The 21,078-nt window shown below is 71.9% G+C and carries 19 protein-coding genes; 14 read left to right on the top strand and 5 right to left on the bottom strand.

Annotation, left to right across the window (positions count from 1 at the left end):
- Positions 1–3 precede the first annotated feature (3 nt).
- Positions 4–798: an IclR family transcriptional regulator gene (locus tag ACIBX3_RS39120; protein WP_397125592.1), complete on the bottom strand. Its 795-nt coding sequence runs from the start codon at positions 796–798 to the stop codon at positions 4–6.
- A gap of 102 nt (positions 799–900) precedes the next feature.
- On the opposite strand from ACIBX3_RS39120, the gene ACIBX3_RS39125 reads away from it, so the two are divergent.
- From ACIBX3_RS39125 to ACIBX3_RS39150, 6 genes are read left to right on the top strand one after another with little or no spacing between them, the layout of a single operon-like run.
- Positions 901–1,839, top strand: coding sequence for a 5-dehydro-4-deoxyglucarate dehydratase (locus ACIBX3_RS39125; RefSeq protein ID WP_397125593.1), 939 nt, complete (start codon positions 901–903; stop codon positions 1,837–1,839).
- A 13-nt stretch (positions 1,840–1,852) separates the two neighbouring features.
- Entirely contained in the window at positions 1,853–3,130 is a 1,278-nt protein-coding gene (locus ACIBX3_RS39130) for a glucarate dehydratase family protein (RefSeq protein WP_397125594.1), read from the top strand.
- 12 nt (positions 3,131–3,142) lie between these two features.
- Positions 3,143–4,126, top strand: coding sequence for a Bug family tripartite tricarboxylate transporter substrate binding protein (locus ACIBX3_RS39135; RefSeq protein ID WP_397125595.1), 984 nt, complete (start codon positions 3,143–3,145; stop codon positions 4,124–4,126).
- The gene (locus tag ACIBX3_RS39140; RefSeq protein ID WP_397125596.1) at positions 4,123–4,614 is read left to right on the top strand and encodes a tripartite tricarboxylate transporter TctB family protein; all 492 of its coding nucleotides are present in this window, start codon (positions 4,123–4,125) and stop codon (positions 4,612–4,614) included. Before ACIBX3_RS39135 ends, ACIBX3_RS39140 begins: the two co-directional genes overlap by 4 nt.
- Positions 4,615–4,624: 10 nt before the next feature.
- Positions 4,625–6,115, top strand: a complete 1,491-nt coding sequence (locus ACIBX3_RS39145) for a tripartite tricarboxylate transporter permease (protein WP_397125597.1) — start codon at positions 4,625–4,627, stop codon at positions 6,113–6,115.
- Positions 6,112–6,489, top strand: a complete 378-nt coding sequence (locus tag ACIBX3_RS39150) for a universal stress protein (protein ID WP_397125598.1) — start codon at positions 6,112–6,114, stop codon at positions 6,487–6,489. Before ACIBX3_RS39145 ends, ACIBX3_RS39150 begins: the two co-directional genes overlap by 4 nt.
- On the opposite strand, the gene ACIBX3_RS39155 is transcribed toward ACIBX3_RS39150, so the two are convergent.
- The 3 genes from ACIBX3_RS39155 to ACIBX3_RS39165 all read right to left on the bottom strand — a co-directional run bounded on the left by ACIBX3_RS39155 (position 6,480) and on the right by ACIBX3_RS39165 (position 10,857).
- Positions 6,480–7,925, bottom strand: a complete 1,446-nt coding sequence (locus ACIBX3_RS39155; RefSeq protein ID WP_397125599.1) for an aldehyde dehydrogenase — start codon at positions 7,923–7,925, stop codon at positions 6,480–6,482. The two genes, ACIBX3_RS39150 and ACIBX3_RS39155, sit on opposite strands and share 10 nt — an antisense overlap.
- 11 nt (positions 7,926–7,936) lie before the next feature.
- Positions 7,937–9,037, bottom strand: a complete 1,101-nt coding sequence (locus ACIBX3_RS39160) for an NAD(P)-dependent alcohol dehydrogenase (RefSeq protein ID WP_397125600.1) — start codon at positions 9,035–9,037, stop codon at positions 7,937–7,939.
- Positions 9,038–9,120: 83 nt separating this feature from the next.
- A complete protein-coding gene (locus ACIBX3_RS39165) occupies positions 9,121–10,857 on the bottom strand; it encodes a sigma-54-dependent Fis family transcriptional regulator (protein WP_397125601.1) in 1,737 nt (578 codons plus the stop codon).
- Positions 10,858–11,136: 279 nt separating this feature from the next.
- Between ACIBX3_RS39165 and ACIBX3_RS39170 the strand changes: the two genes are divergently transcribed.
- From ACIBX3_RS39170 to ACIBX3_RS39205, 8 genes are all read left to right on the top strand, one after another.
- Positions 11,137–12,000, top strand: a complete 864-nt coding sequence (locus ACIBX3_RS39170) for a 3-hydroxyacyl-CoA dehydrogenase family protein (protein WP_397125602.1) — start codon at positions 11,137–11,139, stop codon at positions 11,998–12,000.
- The gene (gene paaZ / locus ACIBX3_RS39175) at positions 11,997–13,535 is read left to right on the top strand and encodes a phenylacetic acid degradation bifunctional protein PaaZ (RefSeq protein WP_397125603.1); all 1,539 of its coding nucleotides are present in this window, start codon (positions 11,997–11,999) and stop codon (positions 13,533–13,535) included. The genes ACIBX3_RS39170 and paaZ overlap by 4 nt, the downstream gene beginning before the upstream one ends.
- 37 nt (positions 13,536–13,572) lie before the next feature.
- Complete coding sequence (boxB, locus tag ACIBX3_RS39180) at positions 13,573–15,051, top strand: benzoyl-CoA 2,3-epoxidase subunit BoxB (protein WP_397125604.1); 1,479 nt, start codon at positions 13,573–13,575, stop codon at positions 15,049–15,051.
- Between the two features lie 78 nt (positions 15,052–15,129).
- Positions 15,130–16,779, top strand: a complete 1,650-nt coding sequence (boxC, locus tag ACIBX3_RS39185) for a 2,3-epoxybenzoyl-CoA dihydrolase (RefSeq protein WP_397125605.1) — start codon at positions 15,130–15,132, stop codon at positions 16,777–16,779.
- A 2-nt stretch (positions 16,780–16,781) separates the two neighbouring features.
- The gene (locus ACIBX3_RS39190; RefSeq protein WP_397125606.1) at positions 16,782–18,350 is read left to right on the top strand and encodes a benzoate-CoA ligase family protein; all 1,569 of its coding nucleotides are present in this window, start codon (positions 16,782–16,784) and stop codon (positions 18,348–18,350) included.
- Positions 18,347–19,324 carry an NAD(P)/FAD-dependent oxidoreductase gene (locus ACIBX3_RS39195; RefSeq protein WP_397125607.1) on the top strand — a complete coding sequence of 326 codons (978 nt, stop codon included), beginning with the start codon at positions 18,347–18,349 and terminating at the stop codon, positions 19,322–19,324. The genes ACIBX3_RS39190 and ACIBX3_RS39195 overlap by 4 nt, the downstream gene beginning before the upstream one ends.
- Before the next feature lie 14 nt (positions 19,325–19,338).
- Positions 19,339–19,668: a ferredoxin gene (gene fdxA, locus ACIBX3_RS39200; RefSeq protein ID WP_397125608.1), complete on the top strand. Its 330-nt coding sequence runs from the start codon at positions 19,339–19,341 to the stop codon at positions 19,666–19,668.
- Between the two features lie 3 nt (positions 19,669–19,671).
- Positions 19,672–20,199 (top strand): gamma carbonic anhydrase family protein, encoded by a 528-nt coding sequence (locus tag ACIBX3_RS39205; RefSeq protein WP_397125609.1) that lies wholly within the window; start codon positions 19,672–19,674, stop codon positions 20,197–20,199.
- 15 nt (positions 20,200–20,214) lie between these two features.
- Here ACIBX3_RS39205 and ACIBX3_RS39210 read toward each other — a convergent pair whose 3' ends face one another.
- The gene (locus ACIBX3_RS39210) at positions 20,215–20,949 is read right to left on the bottom strand and encodes an enoyl-CoA hydratase/isomerase family protein (RefSeq protein WP_397125610.1); all 735 of its coding nucleotides are present in this window, start codon (positions 20,947–20,949) and stop codon (positions 20,215–20,217) included.
- Between the last annotated feature and the right edge of the window lie 129 nt (positions 20,950–21,078).

The following is a 21,078-nucleotide window of genomic DNA, read 5'->3' on the forward strand; positions in this document are numbered from 1 at the left end:
CCGTCAGACCCACCCGGGTGCGGACAGATCGACCGGCGCCATCCGCTCGATCGCCAGCCTGATCTGCTCCATCGCCTCGACGATCTCCTGCGTCCGCCCCTCGGTCAGACTGGCGATGGGCACCGAGCAGCTGATGGCGTCCGTGGCGGGGGAGCTGTAGCGCAACGCGAAGCCGAAGCACTTGACGCCGGCGTAGTTCTCCTCGTTGTCGATCGCGTACCCGCGCTCGCGGGTCAGCTCCAGGTCCCGCCGCAGGGCCTCCTCCTCCACGAGCGTGTTCGGGGTGAGCGGCGCGATCGGCTGCGGGATCGGCACCTCGTGCGGGGTGCCGATCCGCTCGGCCAGCAGCGACTTGCCCATGGCGGTGCTGAAGGCGGGCAGCCGGCGGCCCACCCGGCTGAACGGGCGCACGTACCGGCTCGACTCCTTGGTGGCCAGGTAGACGATGTCGGTGCGGTCCAGGCGGCCGAAGTGGATGGTCTCGTCCAGCCGCATGCTGAGGTCGTTGATGTGCGGCTGGGCGATGCGCAGATAGGGGTCGGTGTCGAGGTAGGTGGTGCCGGCCAGCAGGGCCCGGATGCCGATGCTGTAGAGGGTGCCGGTCTCGTCGGTGCGGACCCAGCCGCGCTCCACGAGGGTGCGGATCAGCGCGTACACACTGCTGCGGGGGGCGCCGAGCGCCTCGCTCAGCTCGCGCAGGCGGGCGGGCCGGTTCTGGCGGGAGGCCAGGAGCTCGAGGAGATCGATGGTCCGCGCCGCGGATTTGACGCTGCGCACCCCGCCTTCGGGATGGGTCATTGAACCTCACAAGATCTGCGCGCCTGAGTCAGAGTGTTGACACATTATCAAAATAAGGCGAAACTGCTCGCCACGTGTCAGCAATCTACATATGGAGACAGCTTGCCTGCTACGTATACGACCGAAGAGATATCCGAACGGCTGCGCCGGGGTATGGACGCGGGCGTGCTGTCGTTCCCGCTGACGGCTTTCGACGCGGACGGCCGGGTCGATCTGGACGCCTTCCGCGCCTACGTGCGTACGCAGGTGGCGGCCGGGCCCGGCGCGCTGTTCCCGTGCTGCGGCACCGGTGAGTTCTTCTCGCTGGCCGAAGACGAGTACGAGAGCCTGATCAAGGTGGCCGCCGAGGAGGCGGACGGCGCGATCCCGGTGGTCGCGGGCGTGGGCTACGGCTGGGCGCAGGCCGCCAGGTTCGCCGCCGCGGCCGAGCGGGCCGGGGCCGAGGCCCTGCTCCTGCTGCCGCCGTACCTGGCCGAGACGCCGCAGCGGGGACTGGTCGAGCACGTGCGCCGCGTCGCCGCGAGCACCGCGCTGCCGATCATCGTCTACCAGCGCGCCCAGGTCAGGATCGACGTTGACACCGTGCCGGCGCTCGCCGGGATCCCGAACGTGATCGGCGTCAAGGACGGCCACTCCGACCTCGACCGGTTGCAGCGCATCAAGCTCGCCGCGCCCGCCGAGTGGCTGTTCTTCAACGGCGCGGCCACCGCCGAGATGCAGGCCCGCCCCTACCGCAGCATCGGTGTCCCGGCCTACTCGTCGGCCGTGCACGCCTTCGCCCCGGAGATCGCCGGGTCGTTCTTCCGCGCGCTGCACGCCGACGACCACGCTCACGTCGACCGGCTGCTCAAGGACTTCTACGTCCCCCTGGTGGAGCTGCGCGACCAGGGGGCCGGTTACGCTGTATCCCTGGTCAAGGCCGCGGCCAGGCTGCGCGGCGCGAACGTGGGGCCGGTGCGCGCCCCGCTGACCGATCTCACGCCCGAGCAGCTGCAGGCCCTCGACCGGCTGCTGGCCGTCGGCCTCGACCTCGCCGGCTAGAAGGAACCCCCGAATGTCACGAATCATCCGGGCGACCGTCACGCCCATCCTCATCAGCGATCCGCCGCTGCTCAACGTGCTCGGCGTGCACCAGCCGTACACGCCGCGCACCATCGTCGAGATCGAGACCGACGACGGGGTCACCGGCGTCGGCGAGACCTACGGCGACACCGACTACCTGGAGGTGGCGCGCTCGCTCGCCGGCGCCGTGGCCGGCCGCGAGCTCACCGCGACCAACGGCCTGTACCCGCTGGCGTCCACGTCGTCGCGCGGCGCGGACGACACGGTCAAGGAGTTCGACCCGGGCGGCCTGCGCGGGACGCGCAACAACGAGAAGCTGATCCGCAGCGTCGTGTCGGCCTTCGAGGTGGCCTGCCTCGACGCCCTCGGCAAGACCCTGGGCCTGCCGGTGCACGCCCTGCTCGGCGGCAAGGTACGCGACCGCGTCGACTACAGCGGCTACCTGTTCTACCGCTGGGCCGAGCACCCGGACGGCGAGGCGCCCGACGACTGGGGCGCCGCGCTCGACCCCGACGGCGTGGTCCGGCAGGCCCGCCGCTTCGCCGATGACTACGGCTTCACCTCCTTCAAGCTCAAGGGCGGCGTGTTCCCGCCCGAGGAGGAGATCGAGGCCGTCAAGGCGCTGGCCAAGGCGTTCCCCGGGCATCCCCTCCGGCTGGACCCGAACGGCGGCTGGTCGGTCGAGGCCAGTGTGCGCGTGGCCGAGCAGGTCGGCGACTTGCTGGAGTACATGGAGGACCCGACCGCGGGCGTGGACGGCATGGCCGAGGTGCGCAGGCGGACCGGCGCGCTGCTGGCCACCAACATGTGCGTCACCACGTTCGCCGAGGTGCCGGAGGCGTTCGCCAAGGACGCCGTCCAGGTCGTGCTGTCCGACCACCACTACTGGGGCGGCCTGCACGCCACCCGCGAGCTGGCGGCGCTGTGCCGCACGTACGGCGTGGGCCTGTCCATGCACTCCAACACCCACCTGGGGATCAGCCTGGCCGCGATGACCCACGTCGCCAGTGTCATCCCCGACCTGGGTTACGCCTGCGACAGCCACCGCCCCTGGCAGACCGAGGACGTCATCACCGAGCCGCACCGCTTCACCGGTGGCGCCCTCGAGGTGAGCGACGCCCCGGGGCTCGGCGTCGAGCTCGACCGTGACGCCCTCGGCGCGCTGCACGAGCGCTGGCTCGCCCGCCCCGGCATGCGCGACCGCGACGACGTCGCCGCCATGCGCAAGGTCCACCCCGACTGGGTCCAGCCTTCACTTCCCCGCTGGTGAAACGGAGAAATCATGAGAATCGGCGTACTCCTGGCAGCTGTCGCGTTGGCCGCCTCCGCCTGCTCCGTGCAGGGCGGCAGCGCTGACAAGAGCGCGGCCGCGTCCGGCTACCCCAACAAGCCGGTCGAGTTCACCGTGCCGACGGACCCGGGCGGCAGCACCGACCTGCTCACCCGCGCCCTGGCCAAGAGCATCGAGCAGCCGCTCGGCGTCAAGGCCGTGGTCGTGAACAAGCCGGGCGCCAACGGCAAGATCGCCGGTAAGGACGTGTTCGGCAGCAAGCCGGACGGCTACCGCATCGCGGTGATGCCGCAGTCGCTGTTCGCCATCGGGCCGCTCATGCTCAACGACGCCGACCCGGTCAAGCTCACCGACATGACCTTCATCAAGGGCCTGGCGGTTGAGGACTACGTGCTGGTCGTGCCGGCCGACTCGAAGTACAAGACGGTCAAGGAGCTGGCCGAGGCCTCCAGCGTCAAGTACGGCACCACCGGCCCCGGCACCGGCAGCCAGCTGTCGCAGACCCTGCTGTTCGGCCTCGCCAAGACGGACGCCGCGCCGGTGCCCTTCGACGGCGGCGCCCCGACGATGACCGCGGTGCTCGGCGGCAAGGTCGACGCCGCCTCCGTGCAGATCGCCGAGGCGTACAAGCAGGTCCAAGCGGGCAAGCTCCGGGCGCTGGCCGTCTTCGCCGACAAGCGCATCGAGGCGATGCCCGACGTGCCGACCGCCAAGGAGTCCGGCTACGACGTCGTCGTCGACCAGCGCCGGTTCGTCGCCGGTCCGGCTGGGCTGCCCGCCGAGGTGCGCGACAAGCTGGCCGCGGCCATCGACAAGGCCATCGCCTCGCCCGAGTACAACGAGATCCTGAAGACCAACTACATCGGCCGCTGGGACGCCGACGGCGACGCGGTCGGCACGCAGCTGAACGAGAGCCTCCAGCGCTTCGAGAAGCTGGCCAAGGACCTCGGCATCGACCTCAAGGCGCAGCAGTGACCTCGACCGAGGCCCCGATCTCCGAGCCGCCCCCGGTGCCCCCGGCGTACGCGCGCCGGCTCAACGTGGTGGCCGCCCTGGTCCCGCTGACCATCGGCGTGGTGGCCGGGATCATGTCATGGAACCTCGGGGTCGGCACGCTGCCGGCCCCGGGGCCCGGCATGTGGCCGCTGCTGGTGAGCGTCGCCATGGTCGTCGCCTCCGCGGTGCTGGTGCTCCAGTCGCGGCCCCGCGGCGACGAGGAGCGCTTCACCAAGGACGTGGTGGTCGTCGCCATCGCGGCCGCCTCGCTGCTCGGGTACGCGTTCCTGTTCGAGCTCGTCGGGTTCGAGGTGCCGACCGTCGCGCTGCTCGTCCTGTGGCTCAAGGGCCTCGGCAGGGAGAGCTGGCGGCTGACGGCCGTGGTCTCGATCGCCGCCACGGCGGCGCTCTACCTGCTGTTCATCACAGCACTCGGCGTGTCGCTGCCCCACATCATCGCTCTGTGAAAGACCGGACATGGACTTCCTCTCCCCGGTGATCGCCGGGTTCGGCGTGGTGTTCCAGCCGGAGAACCTCTTCTACTGCCTGCTCGGGGTCACCCTCGGCATGCTGGTCGGGGTGCTGCCGGGGCTGGGGCCCGCGGCCACCATCGCGGTGCTGCTGCCGATCACGTACAACATCGAGCCGACCGCGGCCATCATCATGCTCGCCGGCATCTTCTACGGCGCCCAGTACGGCGGCACCATCACCTCGGTGCTGCTGCGCCTGCCCGGCGAGGCGTCCAGCGTGGTCACCGCCATCGACGGGCACGAGCTGGCCCGGCAGGGCCGGGCCGGCTCCGCGCTCGGCATCGCCGCCGTCGGCTCCTTCATCGGCGGCACCGTCGCGATCATCGCGCTGACGTTCGTGGCGCCGCTGGTGGCGGGCTTCGCGCTGGACTTCGGGCCGTCGGAGTACACCGCGCTGGCCCTGCTCGGCATCCTGCTGATCACCACGCTCGGCACCGGGTCGCGGCTAAAGAGCATCCTCATGGCCACGGTCGGCCTGCTGCTGGCCACCATCGGCCAGGACCCGCTGGAAGGCGCCTCCCGGCTGACCTTCGGCGTCGACCAGCTGCTGGACGGCATCGACTTCGTCATCGTGGCGATGGGCCTGTTCGGCGTGGGCGAGATCCTCTACAACCTGGAGTCGCTGCGCCGGCCGGCCGCCCCCGCCGCGGCGGTCGGCTCGGTCTACCCCTCCCGCGCGGAGCTCGGGCAGTCCAAGGGCGCGATCACCCGCGGCTCCGTGCTCGGCTTCCTGCTCGGCATCCTGCCGGGCGGCGGCGCGACCATGTCCTCCATGGTCGCCTACGCCGTGGAGAAGAAGGTCACCAAGGAGCCGGAGAAGTTCGGCAAGGGCGCCATCCAGGGCGTGGCCGGCCCGGAGACCGCCAACAACGCGGCCGCCACCTCCTCGTTCATCCCGCTGCTGACCCTGGGCATCCCGGCCAACGCCACCATGGCGATCATGTTCGGGGCGCTGCTCATCCAGGGCATCACGCCGGGGCCGATGCTGGTGGAGGAGAGGCCCGACCTGTTCTGGGGCGTGGTCAACTCCATGTACGTTGGCAATCTCCTGCTGCTGGCCATGAGCATGCCGCTGATCGGGGTGTTCGTCCGCATCCTGCGCATCCGGTCGGCGATCCTTGCTCCGTTGACGATCCTGGTCACCATGATCGGCGTCTACACGGTCCGGATGAGCGTCTTCGACATGTTCCTCATGGTCGGACTCGGCGTGCTCGGCTACCTCATGAAGAAGGCCGGCTTCGAGCCGGGGCCGCTCGTGCTGGCGTTCGTGCTCGGCAGCCTGCTGGAGTCGTCCTTCCGCCGGTCGATGCGCATCTTCGGCGGCGACCTCACCGGGTTCCTCGCCCAGCCCATCACCGCCACGCTGCTCGGCGTGATCGTCCTCATCGTCCTCGCGCCCGTGGGGCTGCGATTGTCCCGACGGAAGGTGAAAGCATGACAGTCGTCGCCGGATACGTCCCCACGCCGCTGGGGCAGGCGGTCCTCGACCAGGCGCTGGCCGAGGCCGAGCTGCGGAAGGCCCGGCTGGTGGTGGTGAACGTCTCCCACCCCGGCGCGTACGTCGACGCCGGCACCGCGCCGGTGGCCGACCTCCAGCGCCGGGTGGGTGACGGCCACGAGGTGCGGCAGCTCCAGGACAACGATCCCGCCGCCGCGCTCCTCGACGTGGCCCGTGACGAATCGGCGAGCCTGATCGTGATCGGCGTGCCCCGCCGGTCACCGGTCGGCAAGCTCCTCATGGGCAGCACGGCGCAGCGCATCCTCCTGGAGTCTGGCTGCCCCGTGCTGGCCGTCAAGGAGCCTCACACGTAGACGGTCTGCACCTGCTGGTAGCCCGCCAGCCCCTCCGGGCCCAGCTCGCGGCCCAGCCCGCTGGCCTTGACGCCGCCGAAGGGGGCGGCGGGGTCGGGGATGTAGCGGTTGACGCCGATGGTGCCGGTGCGGACCCGGTGGGCGACGGCCGCGCCCCGCTCGGGGTCGCTGGTCCAGACCGTGCCGCCAAGGCCGAAGTCGGAGTCGTTGGCGATCCGGACGGCGTCGTCCACGCCGTCGTAAGGGATGAGCGACAGCACCGGCCCGAAGATCTCCTCCTGGGCGATCACGGAGCTGTTGTCGACGTCGGCGAAGACGGTCGGCTGCACGAACCAGCCCCGGTCCAGCCCCGCGGGCCGGCCGCCGCCGGTCGTGACGCGGGCGCCCTCGCCGCGCCCCTTGGCGATGTAGCTTTCGACGCGGTCGCGCTGCCGGGCGGTGGCCATCGGCCCGATCTGGGTCGCCGGATCGGCGGCGTCGCCGACGGTCAGGGAGCCGGCCAGGGCTGTGAAGGCGTCCACGACCTCGGCGTACCTGCTGCGCGGGGCCAGGACGCGGGTGCCGAGGAAGCAGGTCTGGCCGTTGTTGAGCAGCGTGGCGCCGAACAGCCCCTGGCCGATCTTGCCCAGGTCCAGGTCCGCGTCGTCGAGGACGATCGCCGCGGACTTGCCGCCGAGCTCCAGCGTCACCGGGCGCAGCAGCCGCCCGCAGGTCTCGGCGATGATCCGGCCGGCGGCGGTGGAGCCGGTGAAGGCCACCTTGTCCACGTCCGGGTGCGCCACCAGGTACGCGCCGACCTCGCGCCCGGCCGGCACGATGTTGACCACCCCGGCGGGGACGCCCGCCTCTTCGACGGCCTCGGCCAGCAGGTACGAGTCCAGCACGGTCTCCGGCGACGGCTTGATCACCAGGGTGCAGCCGGTCGCCATGGCGGGCGCGATCTTGAACATGGACAGCGCCTGCGGGAAGTTCCACGGCACGATGGCCGCGACCACCCCGACCGGCATCCGGCGCACCTCGATCGAGCCCCCGAACAGCCCGTCCCTGGTCTCCTCGAAGGCGGCCGCGCGCGCCAGCCCGGCGTAGTACCGCAGCACGGCGCTGGGGTAGCCGGTCTCCAGCTGCCGGGCCACCGCCACTGGCATGCCGTTCTGGGCGCTCACCCGCTCGACGAAGCCGTCGGCCCGCCGGTCGATGGCGTCCGCCAGGCGGTCCATCACCTCGGCGCGCCGGGCCGGCTCCCAGCTCGACCACCCCGACGGGTCGTCGAAGGCCCGGCGCGCGGCGGCGACGGCCGCGTCGATGTCGGCCTCGGCGCCCTCGGGCACCTGGCCGAGCCGCTCCTCGGTGCTCGCGTTGATCGGGGCGAGCACCCCGTCCGTGGCGGGGCTCACCCACGCGCCGCCGATGAAGAAGGTGTCGTAACGCAGTTCCATCACAGGGCTCCTTAGGCGAAGGTCAGCACGGGCTTGAGGGTGGTCCCCTTCTCGGAGTCCTCCACCGCCTGGTTGATGTCCTCGAACGCGTACGTCTTGATCAGCTTGTCGAACGGGAAACGGCCCTGCCGGTGCAGGTCGACGAGCTTGGGGATGAACTGGCGCGGCACGCTGTCGCCCTCGACGATGCCGCGTACGCTGCGGCCGAACAGCAGCGAGGACATGTCGATCGAGACCTCCGTGCCGAGGGCGGCGGCGCCGATGAGGCCGCAGGTGCCGCCCTGGTTCAGCGCGTCGACGGCCTGCCGCAGCACGGCGGGGACCGCGGTGGTCTCCACGGTGTAGTCCACCCCGAGGCCGCCGGTGAGTTCGCGCAGCCGGTCCACCGTGTCACCGGCGGCCGCGTTGATCACGTGCGTGGCGCCCAGCTCCGCGGCCAGCTCCAGGCGCTGCTCGTTCAGGTCGACGGCGACGATCGTGGTGCAGCCGGAGACTGCGGCGGCCATGACGGCGCTGATGCCGACCGAGCCCGCGCCGAAGACCCCGATGCTGCTGCCGGCCGGGGGCTTGAGCGAGTTGAGCACGCCGCCCGCGCCGGTCTGGATGCCGCAGCCGAGCGGGCCGAGCAGCTCCAGCGGTGCCTCGGGGTCCACCTTGACCACGTTCCGCTCGGTGGCCAGGGCGTAGGTCGCGAAGGCCGACTGGCCGAAGAAGACGCCGTGCACGTCGCCCTCCGCCCGGTGCAGAGTGCTGCTGCCGTCGGTCCGCGAGCCGGCGAAGTTGCAGGCGAAGAACTGGTCGCAGTACGCCGGGCGGCCCTGGTCGCACATGCGGCAGCCGCCGCAGGAGCTGAACGTGAGCACGACGTGGTCGCCGGGCGCCACGTAGGTGACGCCGTCGCCGACGGCCGCCACGACGCCCGCGCCCTCGTGGCCGAGCACGGCGGGCAGTGGCACCGGGTACCACTGGTCGCGGACGATCAGGTCGGTGTGGCAGACGCCGGAGCTCACCATCTTGACGACGACCTCGCCGGGCCGGGGGTCGTCGAGGTCGAGGGAGGCGAGGGTGAAGGGAGCGCCTTGGGTCTCGGTCAGCGCCGCGGTGATGCGCACGTTACGACTCCTTTGCCGGAAGGTTTCTCACCGGCAACATAGGTCGGTGCGCGCCTGGTGCACTGTTCAACCTTTGGACATGGTCACCTGTTGGCCATGGTCATCTGCAGTGCCCGCATGCGGCTGTAGAGCGTGGTCCTGCTGATGCCGAGCCGCTGGGCGGCCCGCAGCTTGTTGCCGTCGTGCTCGCGCAGCGCGGCGGCGATGGCGTCGTGCTCGGCCCGCTCCAAGGGCGTCATCCGCCGCAGCCGGGGGCTGACCTGGTAGTCGGCGGGCAGGTCCCGGGGCGTCACGTCGCCTGCCGAGCGGCGCGCCACCACGGTCCGCAGCACGGTGTGCAGCTCGCGCAGGTTGCCGGGCCACGGGTGACCGGCCAGGGCGGCGAGCGCGGCCGGCGTGAACCGTACGCGCTCGCCTGCGCCGAGGTCGTGGAGCATGGCCCGGACAAGGGCCGGTAGTTCGCCGGCGCGGTCCCGCAGCGCGGGCAGCTCGATCCTGGCGGGGCAGCCGGCGGCGAGCGTGGCCGCGTAGCCGGTCAGCTCGGCGACCGGGGCTCCGGTCAGCGCGATCCACAACCCGGGGCGTTCCATGAGCCGCCGCAGGTGCACCGCGCAGGAGTCCGGCAGCAGATGGGCGTCCTCGACCAGCAGCAGGCCCGGACCGCCGGCCGCGGCGGCGTCGAGTGCCCCCAGCCACGCGGCCTCCCCCTGGACGGCCGCCTCGGCGGCGTCGAGCGAGACGATCCCGGCCTTCCCGCCGGCGGGTGGCCCAGCGGGCGGCCCAGTGGGTGGCGCGGCGCCGGTGTTCCTCTCGGCGTCGGGCGGGACGATCCCGGCGTCCCTGGCCAGGGACAGGACCGTTGTCGTGCGGCCGGTTCCGGGGGCGCCGCCGACGTACACCGGTGTGCCGGGGCGAGGGGGTTCGGCCCGGGCGGCGGTGCGGTGCGGGACGTGGCGGGTCTCGTCCGGATCCGTGAACTCGAACAGCACGCCGTCCGACCCGGGCGCGACGGCCTGGAGGCGGACCGCGAGCCGCCGCCCGGAGGACAGCTCCAGGGAACGCGCCTCGCAACGTCCACGGCCGCCCAGGTCGGCCGCCAGCTCGCGCAGCCGGATGTGGTCGACGGGGTCGAGGAGCTCGACGGCCGCGGAGTTGGCCAGTACCACGCCCTCTCCGAGCACCAGCACCGGCCGTCCGTGACCGGCCGCCGCGTCCTGGAACGCGGAGAGCATGCGCTGCTCGGCGCGTCGCGCGGTCTGCAGCAGTCGCTCCTCGATGTCGCTCACCGCCCGGGTCAGGAACGGTGCCAGCAGCGGGGAGTCGTTCTCGACCAGGCAGGTGATGTCGAGCACGCCCTCCAGCCGGCGGGTCACCGGGTGGATGATCGGGTGCCCGTAGCAGCTGAACCGCTTGAACGCCTCCAGGTAGTGCTCCTCGCCGTGCACCGCCAGGCCGTGGCGCAGCTCGTACACCGTGGCGATCGAATTCGTCCCGGTGGTCTCCTCCATGAACACCCCGCCGGCCACCACGCCCAGCTCCGCCAGCCGGTCGCGCAGCTTGCGCGCCCCGATGGGCACGTCCACGAGCCGGGAGCGCCGGTCGGCCAGCATGACGCAGAAGCCGGCGTCGCCGAGTTGCTCGGAGAGCTGCTCGAGGACCGGCTGGGCGGCGGCGACGAGGCGGCTGCGCCGGTCGACCTCGCCGGGCTCGAAGCGGAGGTCTGGCGCCGCGGGCCCGAGCCCGCTCATCCGGCAGCGCCGCCACGACAGCGCGATCTCCGGCCGCAACTCGCTCGTCGGTGTCCTGTCGCCGGCAGTCATGGCGGCCCCCGCACGTTCGATCAAGGGTTCAGCCGGCTCCGAGGAGGGTGTGGGCGCGGGCGCGGTCGCGACGACACGTCCGGGTATGCGAAGGACGGAGGGAGTACCCATGTTCGGCTCCTGAGGGATGACCTGGGCATAGAATCCACAGTTGTGTGTTGGGACGTCAAGGGTATGTATTCAATCGAGACCCCCTATGCTCGATCATTGCGCCATCTGGCGGATTAATTCGCTACATATCTCTTCCGTAGCGCAACGAGAGTGTGGCATGTTTTAGGCATGACCGAGATCCTGACGCTGCCGCCGCGGTGCGGGGTCGTGGGCGGCGGGCGCATGGGCGCCGGCATCGCCCACGCCCTGCTCCTCGCCGGCTGCGACATCACGGTGCTGGAGCGCGACGGGGAGGCCGCGGCCGCCGCCCGGGACCGGGTCGCCCGCGCCGTCCAGGCCAGCGCGAAGCGGGGCCTGATCGCCGGCCCGGACGAGCCGATGTCCCGCCTCACCACGGTCACCGGCCACGCCGGACTGGCCGGATGCGGGCTGGTGATCGAGGCGGTCCCCGAGGACCTCGACCTCAAGCTCGCCACACTCCGCGCCGTCGAGGAGGCGGTCGGGCCGGAGACCGTCATCGCCTCCAACACGAGCAGCATCTCGCTCGGCACGCTCGCCGAGGCGCTCGCCCGGCCCGAGCGCTTCCTAGGGCTGCACTTCTTCAACCCGGTCCCGGCCAGCAGGCTCGTCGAGGTGGTCATCGCGGCCGCCACCGACCCGGCCCTGCGGGACCGGGCCGCCGGCTGGGTGGCCGCGCTCGGCAAGACCGCCGTGGTCGTCCGCGACGCGCCCGGCTTCGCCAGCAGCAGGCTCGGCGTCCTGCTCGGCCTGGAGGCGATCCGCATGGTCGAGTCCGGCGTCGCCGCGGCCGAGGACATCGACGCCGCGATGACGCTCGGCTACGGCCACCCGACCGGGCCGCTGCGGCTCACCGACCTGGTGGGCCTGGACGTGCGGCTGGGCATCGCCCGCTACCTCGAACGCGAGCTGGGCTCCCGCTTCGCCCCGCCGGACCTGCTGGTCCGGCTCGTCGAGCAGGGCCACCTCGGGCGCAAGACCGGCAAGGGCTTCTACGACTGGAGTGAGGCATGACGCTGGAGAGCTATCTCGAAGGGACCTGGCGCGCCGGCGCCGGCGAGGGGGTCCCGGTCGCCGACGCGGTGACCGGCGAGAGCGTCACCCGGGTCAGCAGCGAGGGGCTCGACCTCGCCGCCGCGGTCGCGTACGCGCGCCGCACCGGCCTGGCCGCGCTCGGCGAGCTGACCTTCCCGCAGCGGGCCGCCGCGCTCCAGGCGGCCGCTCTGGCGCTGAAGGAGCGCAAGCAGGAGCTGTACGACCTGTCGGCGCGGGCCGGCGCGACGCGGCGGGACGCCGCGGTGGACGTGGACGGCGGGATCGGCACGGCGCTCGTCTACGCGAGCCTGGCCCGCAAGGGACTGCCCGACCACACGCTGATCGTCGAGGACGACCCGGTGCCGCTCGGCAAGGCCGGCACGTTCGCGGGCCGCCACGTCCTCACCACGCCCCGCGGGATCTCCGTGCAGATCAACGCCTTCAACTTCCCGGTGTGGGGCATGCTGGAGAAGCTCGCGCCCGCGCTGCTCGCCGGGCTGCCTGTGATCGTCAAGCCCGCCACCCCGACCGCCTACATCGCGGCCCGCGCCGTGCGCGTCATCGCCGGCGCCCTGCCGCCGGGGGCGATCCAGCTCGTGGCCGGAGGTGTTCCCGGGCTGTTCGACCTGCTCGGCGGGCAGGACCACATCGGCTTCACCGGCTCGGCGGCCACGGCCGCCCGGCTGCGCTCCGACCCGGCCGTCACCCGCCGCTCGGCGCGCTTCAACGCCGAGGCCGACTCGCTCAACTGCTCGGTGCTCGGCCCGGACGCCGTGCCGGGACAGCCGGAGTTCGACCTGTTCGCCGACGCCCTCGTCACCGAGATGACGGTCAAGGCGGGGCAGAAGTGCACCGCCATCCGCCGCGCCTTCGTCCCGGCGAACCTCATCGACGCCGTCTGCGAGGCCGTCGAGGCCAGACTGGCGCGGGTCGTCGTGGGCGCGCCCGGCGCCGACGGCGTGACGATGGGCGCGCTCGTCGGCCTCGCCCAGCGGGACGACGTGCGCACGGCGGTCGCCCGGCTGGCCGGGGCCGGCTCGGTGATCTACGGCGACCCCGGCAAGGTCGAGGTGGTGGGCGCCGACGCCGAGCGGGGCGCGTTCCTGTCGCCGCTGCTGCTGCGCGTGGACGACACGGCCCGTCCCGAGCCGCACGAGGTGGAGGCGTTCGGGCCGGTCAGCACGCTCATGCCCTACCGGGACACCGCCGGCCTGGACGAGCTGATCGCCCGCGGCGAGGGCTCACTGGCCGGGTCGGTGGTGTCGCACGACGCCGGCTTCGTCCGGCGGGTCGTGCTCGGGGCCGCCGCCCACCACGGCCGTTTCCTGGTGCTCGACCGCGACAGCGCGGCGGAGTCCACCGGGCACGGCACGCCCATGCCCCAGCTCGTCCACGGCGGACCCGGCCGCGCGGGCGGCGGCGAAGAGGAGGGCGGGCTGCGTGCCGTCCACGCGCACCTGCAGCGCACCGCACTCCAGGGCAGTCCCGCGATTCTTGACTCGATCGTGAAGTAACGACACCCCAGGCGTAGAAACCACTGGAGAGCAGAGAATGAGCATCGATCCCCGTACCGGCGCCGCACCCGTGCCCGCCGGCCCGCTCAGCCGCGTCGACTACAGCGAGCGCATCCCCAACAACGTCGATCTCGCCGGCGACCGCCGCCTGCAGCGGGCGCTCGAAGGGTGGCAGCCGAAGTTCCTCGACTGGTGGAAGGAACTGGGCCCGGCCCTGCCCACCAAGGACGTCTACCTGCGCACGGCCGTCGCCGTGGGCCGCGACGGATGGGCGCACTTCGAGCACGTCCCCATGGACGAGTACCGCTGGGGCATCTTCCTGGCCGAGCGGGACCCCGACCGCAAGGTCAACTTCGGCAAGCACAAGGGCGAGCCCGTCTGGCAGGAGGTGCCCGGTGAGCACCGGGCCGACCTGATGCGCCTGATCGTCGTCCAGGGCGACACCGAGCCCGCCTCGGTCGAGCAGCAGCGCGTCCTCGGCAACACCGCGCCCAGCATCTACGACCTGCGCAACCTGTTCCAGGTCAACGTGGAGGAGGGCCGCCACCTGTGGGCCATGGTCTACCTCCTGCACGCCTACTTCGGGCGCGAGGGTCGGGAGGAGGCCGAGCAGCTGCTCAAGCGCAACTCCGGCGACCTCGACGCGCCGCGCATCCTGGGCGCGTTCAACGAGGCGACCACGGACTGGCTGCAGTTCTTCATGTTCACCTACTTCACCGACCGCGACGGCAAGTACCAGCTCGGCACCCTGAAGGAGTCGGCCTTCGACCCGCTCGCGCGCACCTGCGAGTTCATGCTGAAGGAAGAGGCCCACCACATGTTCGTGGGCACCACCGGAGTGCAGCGGATCCTGGAGCGCACCGCCGAGCTCATGAAGAAGCACGACACCGCCGACGTCCTCCCGCACGGCGGCATCCCCCTCGACGTCATCCAGAAGTACCTGAACTTCCAGTTCTCCGTCTCGATGGACCTGTTCGGCTCCGAGCAGTCCACCAACGCCGGCAACTACTTCACCTCGGGCCTGAAGGGCCGCTGGATGGAGACCCGCCGCAAGGACGACCACGTGCTGCTCGACGACACCCGCGAGCTGCGCTACGTCGAGGACGGCCGGATCGCCACGAAGACCGTCCCGATGCTCAGCGCGCTCAACCTCGACCTGCGCGACGAGTACGTCGCCGACTGCGCCAACGGCGTGCGCCGCTGGAACCAGGCGCTGGAGGACGCCGGGCTGGACGAGCGGCTGTACCTGCCGCACGAGGGCTTCAACCGCAAGGTCGGCGTGTACGCCGGCCACCACGTCACCCCGCACGGCGAGGTCGTCGACGAGGCCTCCTGGCAGGCCCGGGCGGACGAGTGGCTGCCCACGCCCGGAGACCGCGAGAGCGTCGCCGCCCTCATGATCCCCGAGTACGAGTACGGTAAGTTCGCCGGCTGGATCGCCCCGCCGAAGGCCGGCATCAACGACCAGCCGGTCGAGTTCGACTACGTGCACCTGGCCGACGAAGGCCTCGTCTAAGTACTACAAACTCTTGACGCTGCATGCTGAAAGCGTCGAATATTAGGAACGAGGCCCTACCCCCCAATGGAGCGCGCATTGACTGTCACCTTCGCGACCTCCCCGGACCGCTACCGCCACTGGACGCTCGAGGTGGACGGGGCGGTGGCCACCGTCACGCTGCGCGTCGACGAGCACGGCGGCCTGGCCCCCGGCTACGAGCTCAAGATGAACTCCTACGACCTCGGCGTCGACATCGAGCTGTACGACGTCGTCCAACGCCTCCGCTTCGAGCACCCCGAGGTCAAGGCCGTCGTGCTGACCGGCGGCCTGGAGCGGATGTTCTGCGCCGGCGCGAACATCCGCATGCTGGCCCAGTCGACGCACGCGTGGAAGGTGAACTTCTGCAAGTTCACCAACGAGACCCGCAACGGCATCGAGGACGCCACCGAGCACTCCGGCCAGACCTGGATCGCCGCGCTCAACGGCACCGCCGCCGGCGGCGGCTACGAGCTGGCGCTGGCCTGCGACCAGATCGTCCTCGTCGACGACGGCTCCTCGGCCGTCTCCCTGCCCGAGGTGCCGTTGCTCGGCGTTCTGCCCGGCACCGGCGGCCTGACCCGGGTGGTGGACAAGCGGCACGTGCGCAAGGACCGCGCCGACCTGTTCGCCACCAAGGCCGAGGGGTTCCGCGGCGGCACCGCGGTCGAGTGGGGCCTGGTGGACGCCACCGTGCCGCGCAACTCCTTCGCCGACGAGGTGGCCAGGCGCGCCGCCGAGGCCGTGGCGGCGTCCGCGCGGCCCTCGCACGCCAAGGGCGTGATCCTGGCCCCCCTGGAGCGCAAGGACGAGGGCGACATCATCACCTACCCGTACGTGTCCGCGCGGATCGACCGAGCCGGCCGCCGCGTCGAGATCAGCGTGCAGGGCCCGCACGACGCCCCGCCCGAGGAGCCGGCGGCCCAGGGGGCGGACTACTGGCCGCTCGCCGTCACCCGCGCGCTGGACGACCTGATCCTGCACCTGCGCACCAACGAGCCGGAGCTCGGCATCTGGGTGCTGCGCGCCGTCGGCGACGCCGAACGGGTGCTGGCGTACGACGCCCAGCTACGCGAGCAGGCCGGCGACTGGTTCGTCAACGAGGTGCGGCACTACTACAAGCGCACGCTCAAGCGGCTCGATGTCACCAGCCGCAGCCTCATCGCCGTCGTCGACCCGGGCACCGCCTTCGCCGGCCTGCTGGCCGAGCTGGCCCTGGCCGCCGACCGCCAGTACATGCTGGAGGGCGTCTACGAGGACCGCGACGCCGACGCAGCCCCTGCCACCCTCACGCTGAGCCCGTCCAACGACGGGGACTTCCCGATGGGCAACGGCCTGTCCCGCCTGGAGTCGCGCTTCTGGGGCAACGACGGGGACCTGGCGGCCGTCCGCGCCAGGATCGGCGAGCCGCTCGACGCCACCGCCGCGCTGGAGCTGGGCCTGGTCACCATCGCCATGGACGACATCGACTTCGAGGAAGAGCTGCGCATCGTGTTCGAGGAACGCGCCTCGCTGTCGCCTGACGCGCTCACCGGCATGGAGGCCAACCACCGCTTCGCCGGCCCGGAGACCCTGGAGACGAAGATCTTCGGACGGCTCACCGCCTGGCAGAACTGGATCTTCATCCGCCCCAACGCCTCCGGTCCCGACGGCGCCCTGCGCCGCTACGGCACCGGCCGCAAGGGCGACTACGACGTCGAGCGGGTGTGACCATGAGCGAGCGACCCATGGACACAGGCGGGAACGAGTTCAACGCGGGGGACTGGCTCGTCCACCGCCACGTGCGGGAGGGCCGCGGCGACCGGGTGGCGGTCCGCCGCGACGGCGCCACGCTCACCTACGCTGAGCTGTCGGACCTCGTCGGCACCGTCACCGCCGCCCTGCGCGGCCTCGGCCTGCGGCGCGACGACCGCGTCGTGTTCGTCACCAACGACGACGTGCCCATGTTCGCCGGGATCCTCGCCGCGTTCTGCGGCGGGTTCACGGCCGTGCCGGTCTCGACCATGCTGGGGGCCAAGGAGCTCGGCACGATCATCGCCGACTCGGGCGCCGCCGTGGTGGTGGCCGGCGCCCAGTACGAACCCCAGCTCCAGGAGGCCCTCGCCACCGCGCCCGAGGTCCGCCATCTGGTGTGGGACGGCGACGCGCCGCCCGGGAGCACGGCCTTGACCTGGGAGGAACTCCTCAAGACAGGCGAAGGGCTGCCGCGCGAGCCCGCCGCCACCGTCGAGGACTCCTGGGCCCTGTGGCTCTACACCTCCGGCACCACCGGGGCCCCCAAGGGCGCCATGCACCGCCACGCCAACATCCGCCACGTCTGCCAGACCTACGGCGACCAGGTGCTCGGCATCCGGCCTGAAGACGTCTGCTTCTCCATCGCCAAGCTCTTCTTCGCCTACGGCATCGGCAACTCGATGTTCTTCCCGCTCTCGGCCGGCGCCGCGACCGTGCTGGAGCCGCGCCGCCCCACCCCCGCAGTGACCGCCGAGCGGCTGGCCGCCGACCGGCCGACGCTGTTCTTCGGCGTCCCGACCTTCTACGCCGCCCTGCTCGGCGCCGGCCTGCCCGACGACGCCTTCGCCTCGGTACGGCTCGGCACCTCGGCGGGGGAGGCGCTGCCCGCGCCGCTGCAGGACAGGTTCACCCGCCGCTTCGGCGTCGAGGTCATCGACGGCATCGGCTCCACCGAGGCCCTGCACATCTTCCTGTCCAACCGCCCCGGAGAGGTCCGCCCCGGCACCACCGGCCGCCCGGTGCCCGGCTACGACATCGAGCTGCGCGACGCCGACGGGAACCGCGTGCCCGACGGGCAGCCCGGATCCCTGTACGTCCGCGGCGAGTCCAACGCGCTGGGCTACTGGCGGCGCACCGACGCCAGCCGCGTCGTCTTCGCGGGGGAGTGGCTCAACACCGGCGACACCTACGTCCGCTCCGAGGACGGCTACTACACCTGCCTGGGGCGCAGTAACGACCTGCTCAAGGCGGGCGGCATCTGGGTGTCGCCGGCCGAGGTCGAGAGCCGCCTGCTGGAGCACCCGCGGGTGGAGGAGGCGGCCGTGGTCGGCCTGGCCGACGAGCACGGCCTCGACAAGCCGGTCGCCTGTGTGGTCACCAGCGGGGACGTCACCGCCGAGGAGCTCGTCCTGTGGTGCCGCGACGGCCTGGCGTCGTTCAAGCGCCCCCGCCACGTGATCTTCCTCGACCAGCTGCCCAAGACCGCGACCGGCAAGATCCAGCGGTTCAAGGTGCGCGAGCTCGTCGCCGAGCGGGTGCCGGGATGAGCGCCATCCAGGCCGACCTGCTGATCGTCGGAGCCGGGCCCGTCGGGCTCTTCGGCGCCTACTACGCCGGGGTGCGCGGGTTGAAGACCGCGGTCGTCGACTCGCTGAGCCAGGTCGGCGGCCAGGTCAGCGCGATGTACCCGGAGAAGCAGATCTACGACATCGCCGGGTTCCCCGCCGTCTCCGGCCGCCGGCTGATCGCCAACCTGGTCGAGCAGGCGGCGCCGTACGAGCCCGCGTACGTGCTGGGGGAGGAGGCCCAGCGGCTCGAACACGGCCCCCACGGCCGGCTCGTGGTGAAGACCAGTGCCGGAACCGAGATCACCGCCGGGGCCGTCGTCGTGACCGGCGGCATCGGCACCTTCACCCCCCGGCCGCTCCCCGCCGGCGAGGAGTTCCTCGGCAGGGGACTGGAGTACTTCGTGCCGGACGGCGCGGACTACGCCGGGAAGGACGTCGTCGTGGTCGGCGGCGGCGACAGCGCCGTGGACTGGGCCCTCATGCTCCACCCCGTCGCCAGGACCGTCACGCTCGTGCACCGCCGCGCCGCCTTCCGCGCCCACCACGGCTCGGTCGAGCGGCTCAAGACCACACCGGTGGAGATCGTCATCAACGCCCAGGTCACCGCCGCCCGCGGCGGCGACCGGCTGGAACACATCGAGCTCAGCACCGGGCACACCCTGCCCTGCCAGCGGCTCGTCGCGGCCCTCGGGTTCACCGCCAACCTCGGGCCACTCCGCGAATGGGGCCTCGACCTGCACGACAACCGCCACCTGGTGGTCGACTCCGCGATGCGCACCAACGTGCCCGGCATCTTCGCCGCCGGCGACATCGCCGACTACGACGGCAAGGTCAGGCTGATCGCGGTCGGCTTCGGCGAGGTGGCGACGGCCGTCAACAACGCCGCGGTGCACCTCGACCCCGCCGCCCAGCTCTTCCCGGGGCACTCGACCGACAACCCCGCCCCGGTCTAGTCAGGAGATTTCGCATGCCGTACGTCATCGCCGCGCCCTGCATCGACGTCATGGACAAGTCGTGCGTCGAGGAGTGCCCGGTCGACTGCATCTACGAGGGGGACCGCAAGCTCTACATCAACCCCAAGGAGTGCATCGACTGCGGCGCCTGCGAGCCCGTCTGCCCCGTCGAGGCGATCAGCCAGGACCGGCGGGTCGCCGCCGAGCACGCCGATTTCGTCGAGGACAACCGCCGCTTCTTCGTCGACCTCCTGCCGGGACGCGACGCGGCGCTCGGCGCCCCCGGGGGCTCGAACAAGACGGGCCGCATCGGCGTGGACACCCCCATGGTCGCGGACCGGTGACCGATGCCCCTCTACGCTCTCGGCGACCAGGTGCCGCGGATCCACCCGGACGCGTACGTGCACCCGGACGCCGTCGTCATCGGCAGCGTCACCATCGGCGCCGAGGCGTCGGTGTGGCCGGCGGCCGTGCTGCGGGGTGACTTCGGCCGCATCGAGATCGGTGAGCGCACCTCCGTCCAGGACGGCACCGTGCTGCACACCACCGAGCGCTGGCCCACCGTGATCGGCGGCGACTGCGTCGTCGGGCACAACGCCCACCTCGAAGGATGCACGGTCGAGGACCGCTGCCTCATCGGCTCGGGGGCGGTGGTCCTGAACCGCGCCGTGGTGCGCACGGGCTCGGTGATCGGCGCCCAGGCGCTCGTGCCCGAGGGCGCCGAGATCCCGGCCGGGCACATGGCGCTCGGCGTGCCCGCCCGCCCCAGGCCGATGGACGGTCCGGCGCAGAGCGAATGGGTCGACTACGGCGTGCGCGAATACCGCGCCAACGCCCGTCGCTACCGGCACGAACTGCGCCGGCTCGACCCTTGAGCATCGAGCCTGACCTCAGCGGCGCCGTTCCAGGAACGCGGTCATGCGCTCGTGCTTGTCCTCGGTCTCGAACAGCACGGCCTGCGCCACGTCGTCGAAGCGCGGGTGCGCGCCGGGCGGCGCGGCGAGGGCGAGCTTGGTCAGGCGCAGCGCCAGCGGCGCGTTCCTGGCGATGCGGGCGGCCAGCCGGTCCGCCGCGGGCAGGAGCTCGTCCTCGGGGACCAGCTCGTTCACCAGCCTGACGGCCAGCGCCTCCTCGGCGGACACCACCTTCCCTGCGAGCAGCACCTCCTTGGCGAGCGGCGCGCCGACCAGCTCTCGCAGCCGCCAGCACGCCCCGGCGGCGGCCATGATCCCGAGCCCCGCCTCCGGGTTGCCGAACCGCGCCCGCGGTGTCGCGATGCGGAAGTCGCAGGCGTAGGCCAGCTCAGCGCCCCCGCCCAGGGCGGGTCCGTCGACGGCGGCGATCGTGGGCATCGGCAGCCGGGCGATCCGGTCGAACAGGCCGCTGTTGATGCCGGCGAGGGCGTCCTCCCTGCGGCGCTCGCGCAGTTCCCGGATGTCGGCGCCCGCGGCGAACACGCCGTCGCCCCCCGTGATCACCAGCACCTGAGGGCTCCGCTCCAGATCGGCGCACACCTCGTGCAGATCGGCGACCATCGCCGCGTCGATCGCGTTGCGCACCTGCGGGCGGTCGAGCCGCACCAGCACCCGGTCCCGCGCGGTCTCGATCTTCAGTGTGCCGTTCATCGGGGGCCCCACTCCGGATTTACTACAACCTTATGGTCGTGCGAGATTCTAATGTAGAACGAATCTCGTTGGGTAGGGGCGGCGAGCGGGCCACGGGGCGGGAGGCGGGAGGCGGAGCCGCGAGTCCGA

The sequence above is a fragment of the Nonomuraea sp. NPDC049480 genome, from assembly GCF_044465905.1.
Lineage (GTDB): Bacteria > Actinomycetota > Actinomycetes > Streptosporangiales > Streptosporangiaceae > Nonomuraea.

Excerpts from the sequence above, each read along its gene's own strand:
- ACIBX3_RS39120 (WP_397125592.1), bottom strand. The coding sequence starts at position 798 with ATGACCCATCCCGAAGGCGGGGTGCGCAGCGTCAAATCCGCGGCGCGG.
- ACIBX3_RS39150 (WP_397125598.1), top strand. The coding sequence starts at position 6,112 with ATGACAGTCGTCGCCGGATACGTCCCCACGCCGCTGGGGCAGGCGGTC.
- ACIBX3_RS39130 (WP_397125594.1), top strand. The coding sequence starts at position 1,853 with ATGTCACGAATCATCCGGGCGACCGTCACGCCCATCCTCATCAGCGAT.
- ACIBX3_RS39210 (WP_397125610.1), bottom strand. The coding sequence starts at position 20,949 with ATGAACGGCACACTGAAGATCGAGACCGCGCGGGACCGGGTGCTGGTG.
- ACIBX3_RS39135 (WP_397125595.1), top strand. The coding sequence starts at position 3,143 with ATGAGAATCGGCGTACTCCTGGCAGCTGTCGCGTTGGCCGCCTCCGCC.
- ACIBX3_RS39145 (WP_397125597.1), top strand. The coding sequence starts at position 4,625 with ATGGACTTCCTCTCCCCGGTGATCGCCGGGTTCGGCGTGGTGTTCCAG.
- paaZ (WP_397125603.1), top strand. The coding sequence starts at position 11,997 with ATGACGCTGGAGAGCTATCTCGAAGGGACCTGGCGCGCCGGCGCCGGC.
- ACIBX3_RS39165 (WP_397125601.1), bottom strand. The coding sequence starts at position 10,857 with ATGACTGCCGGCGACAGGACACCGACGAGCGAGTTGCGGCCGGAGATC.
- ACIBX3_RS39170 (WP_397125602.1), top strand. The coding sequence starts at position 11,137 with ATGACCGAGATCCTGACGCTGCCGCCGCGGTGCGGGGTCGTGGGCGGC.
- ACIBX3_RS39195 (WP_397125607.1), top strand. The coding sequence starts at position 18,347 with ATGAGCGCCATCCAGGCCGACCTGCTGATCGTCGGAGCCGGGCCCGTC.
- ACIBX3_RS39155 (WP_397125599.1), bottom strand. The coding sequence starts at position 7,925 with ATGGAACTGCGTTACGACACCTTCTTCATCGGCGGCGCGTGGGTGAGC.
- fdxA (WP_397125608.1), top strand. The coding sequence starts at position 19,339 with ATGCCGTACGTCATCGCCGCGCCCTGCATCGACGTCATGGACAAGTCG.
- ACIBX3_RS39205 (WP_397125609.1), top strand. The coding sequence starts at position 19,672 with ATGCCCCTCTACGCTCTCGGCGACCAGGTGCCGCGGATCCACCCGGAC.
- boxB (WP_397125604.1), top strand. The coding sequence starts at position 13,573 with ATGAGCATCGATCCCCGTACCGGCGCCGCACCCGTGCCCGCCGGCCCG.
- ACIBX3_RS39190 (WP_397125606.1), top strand. The coding sequence starts at position 16,782 with ATGAGCGAGCGACCCATGGACACAGGCGGGAACGAGTTCAACGCGGGG.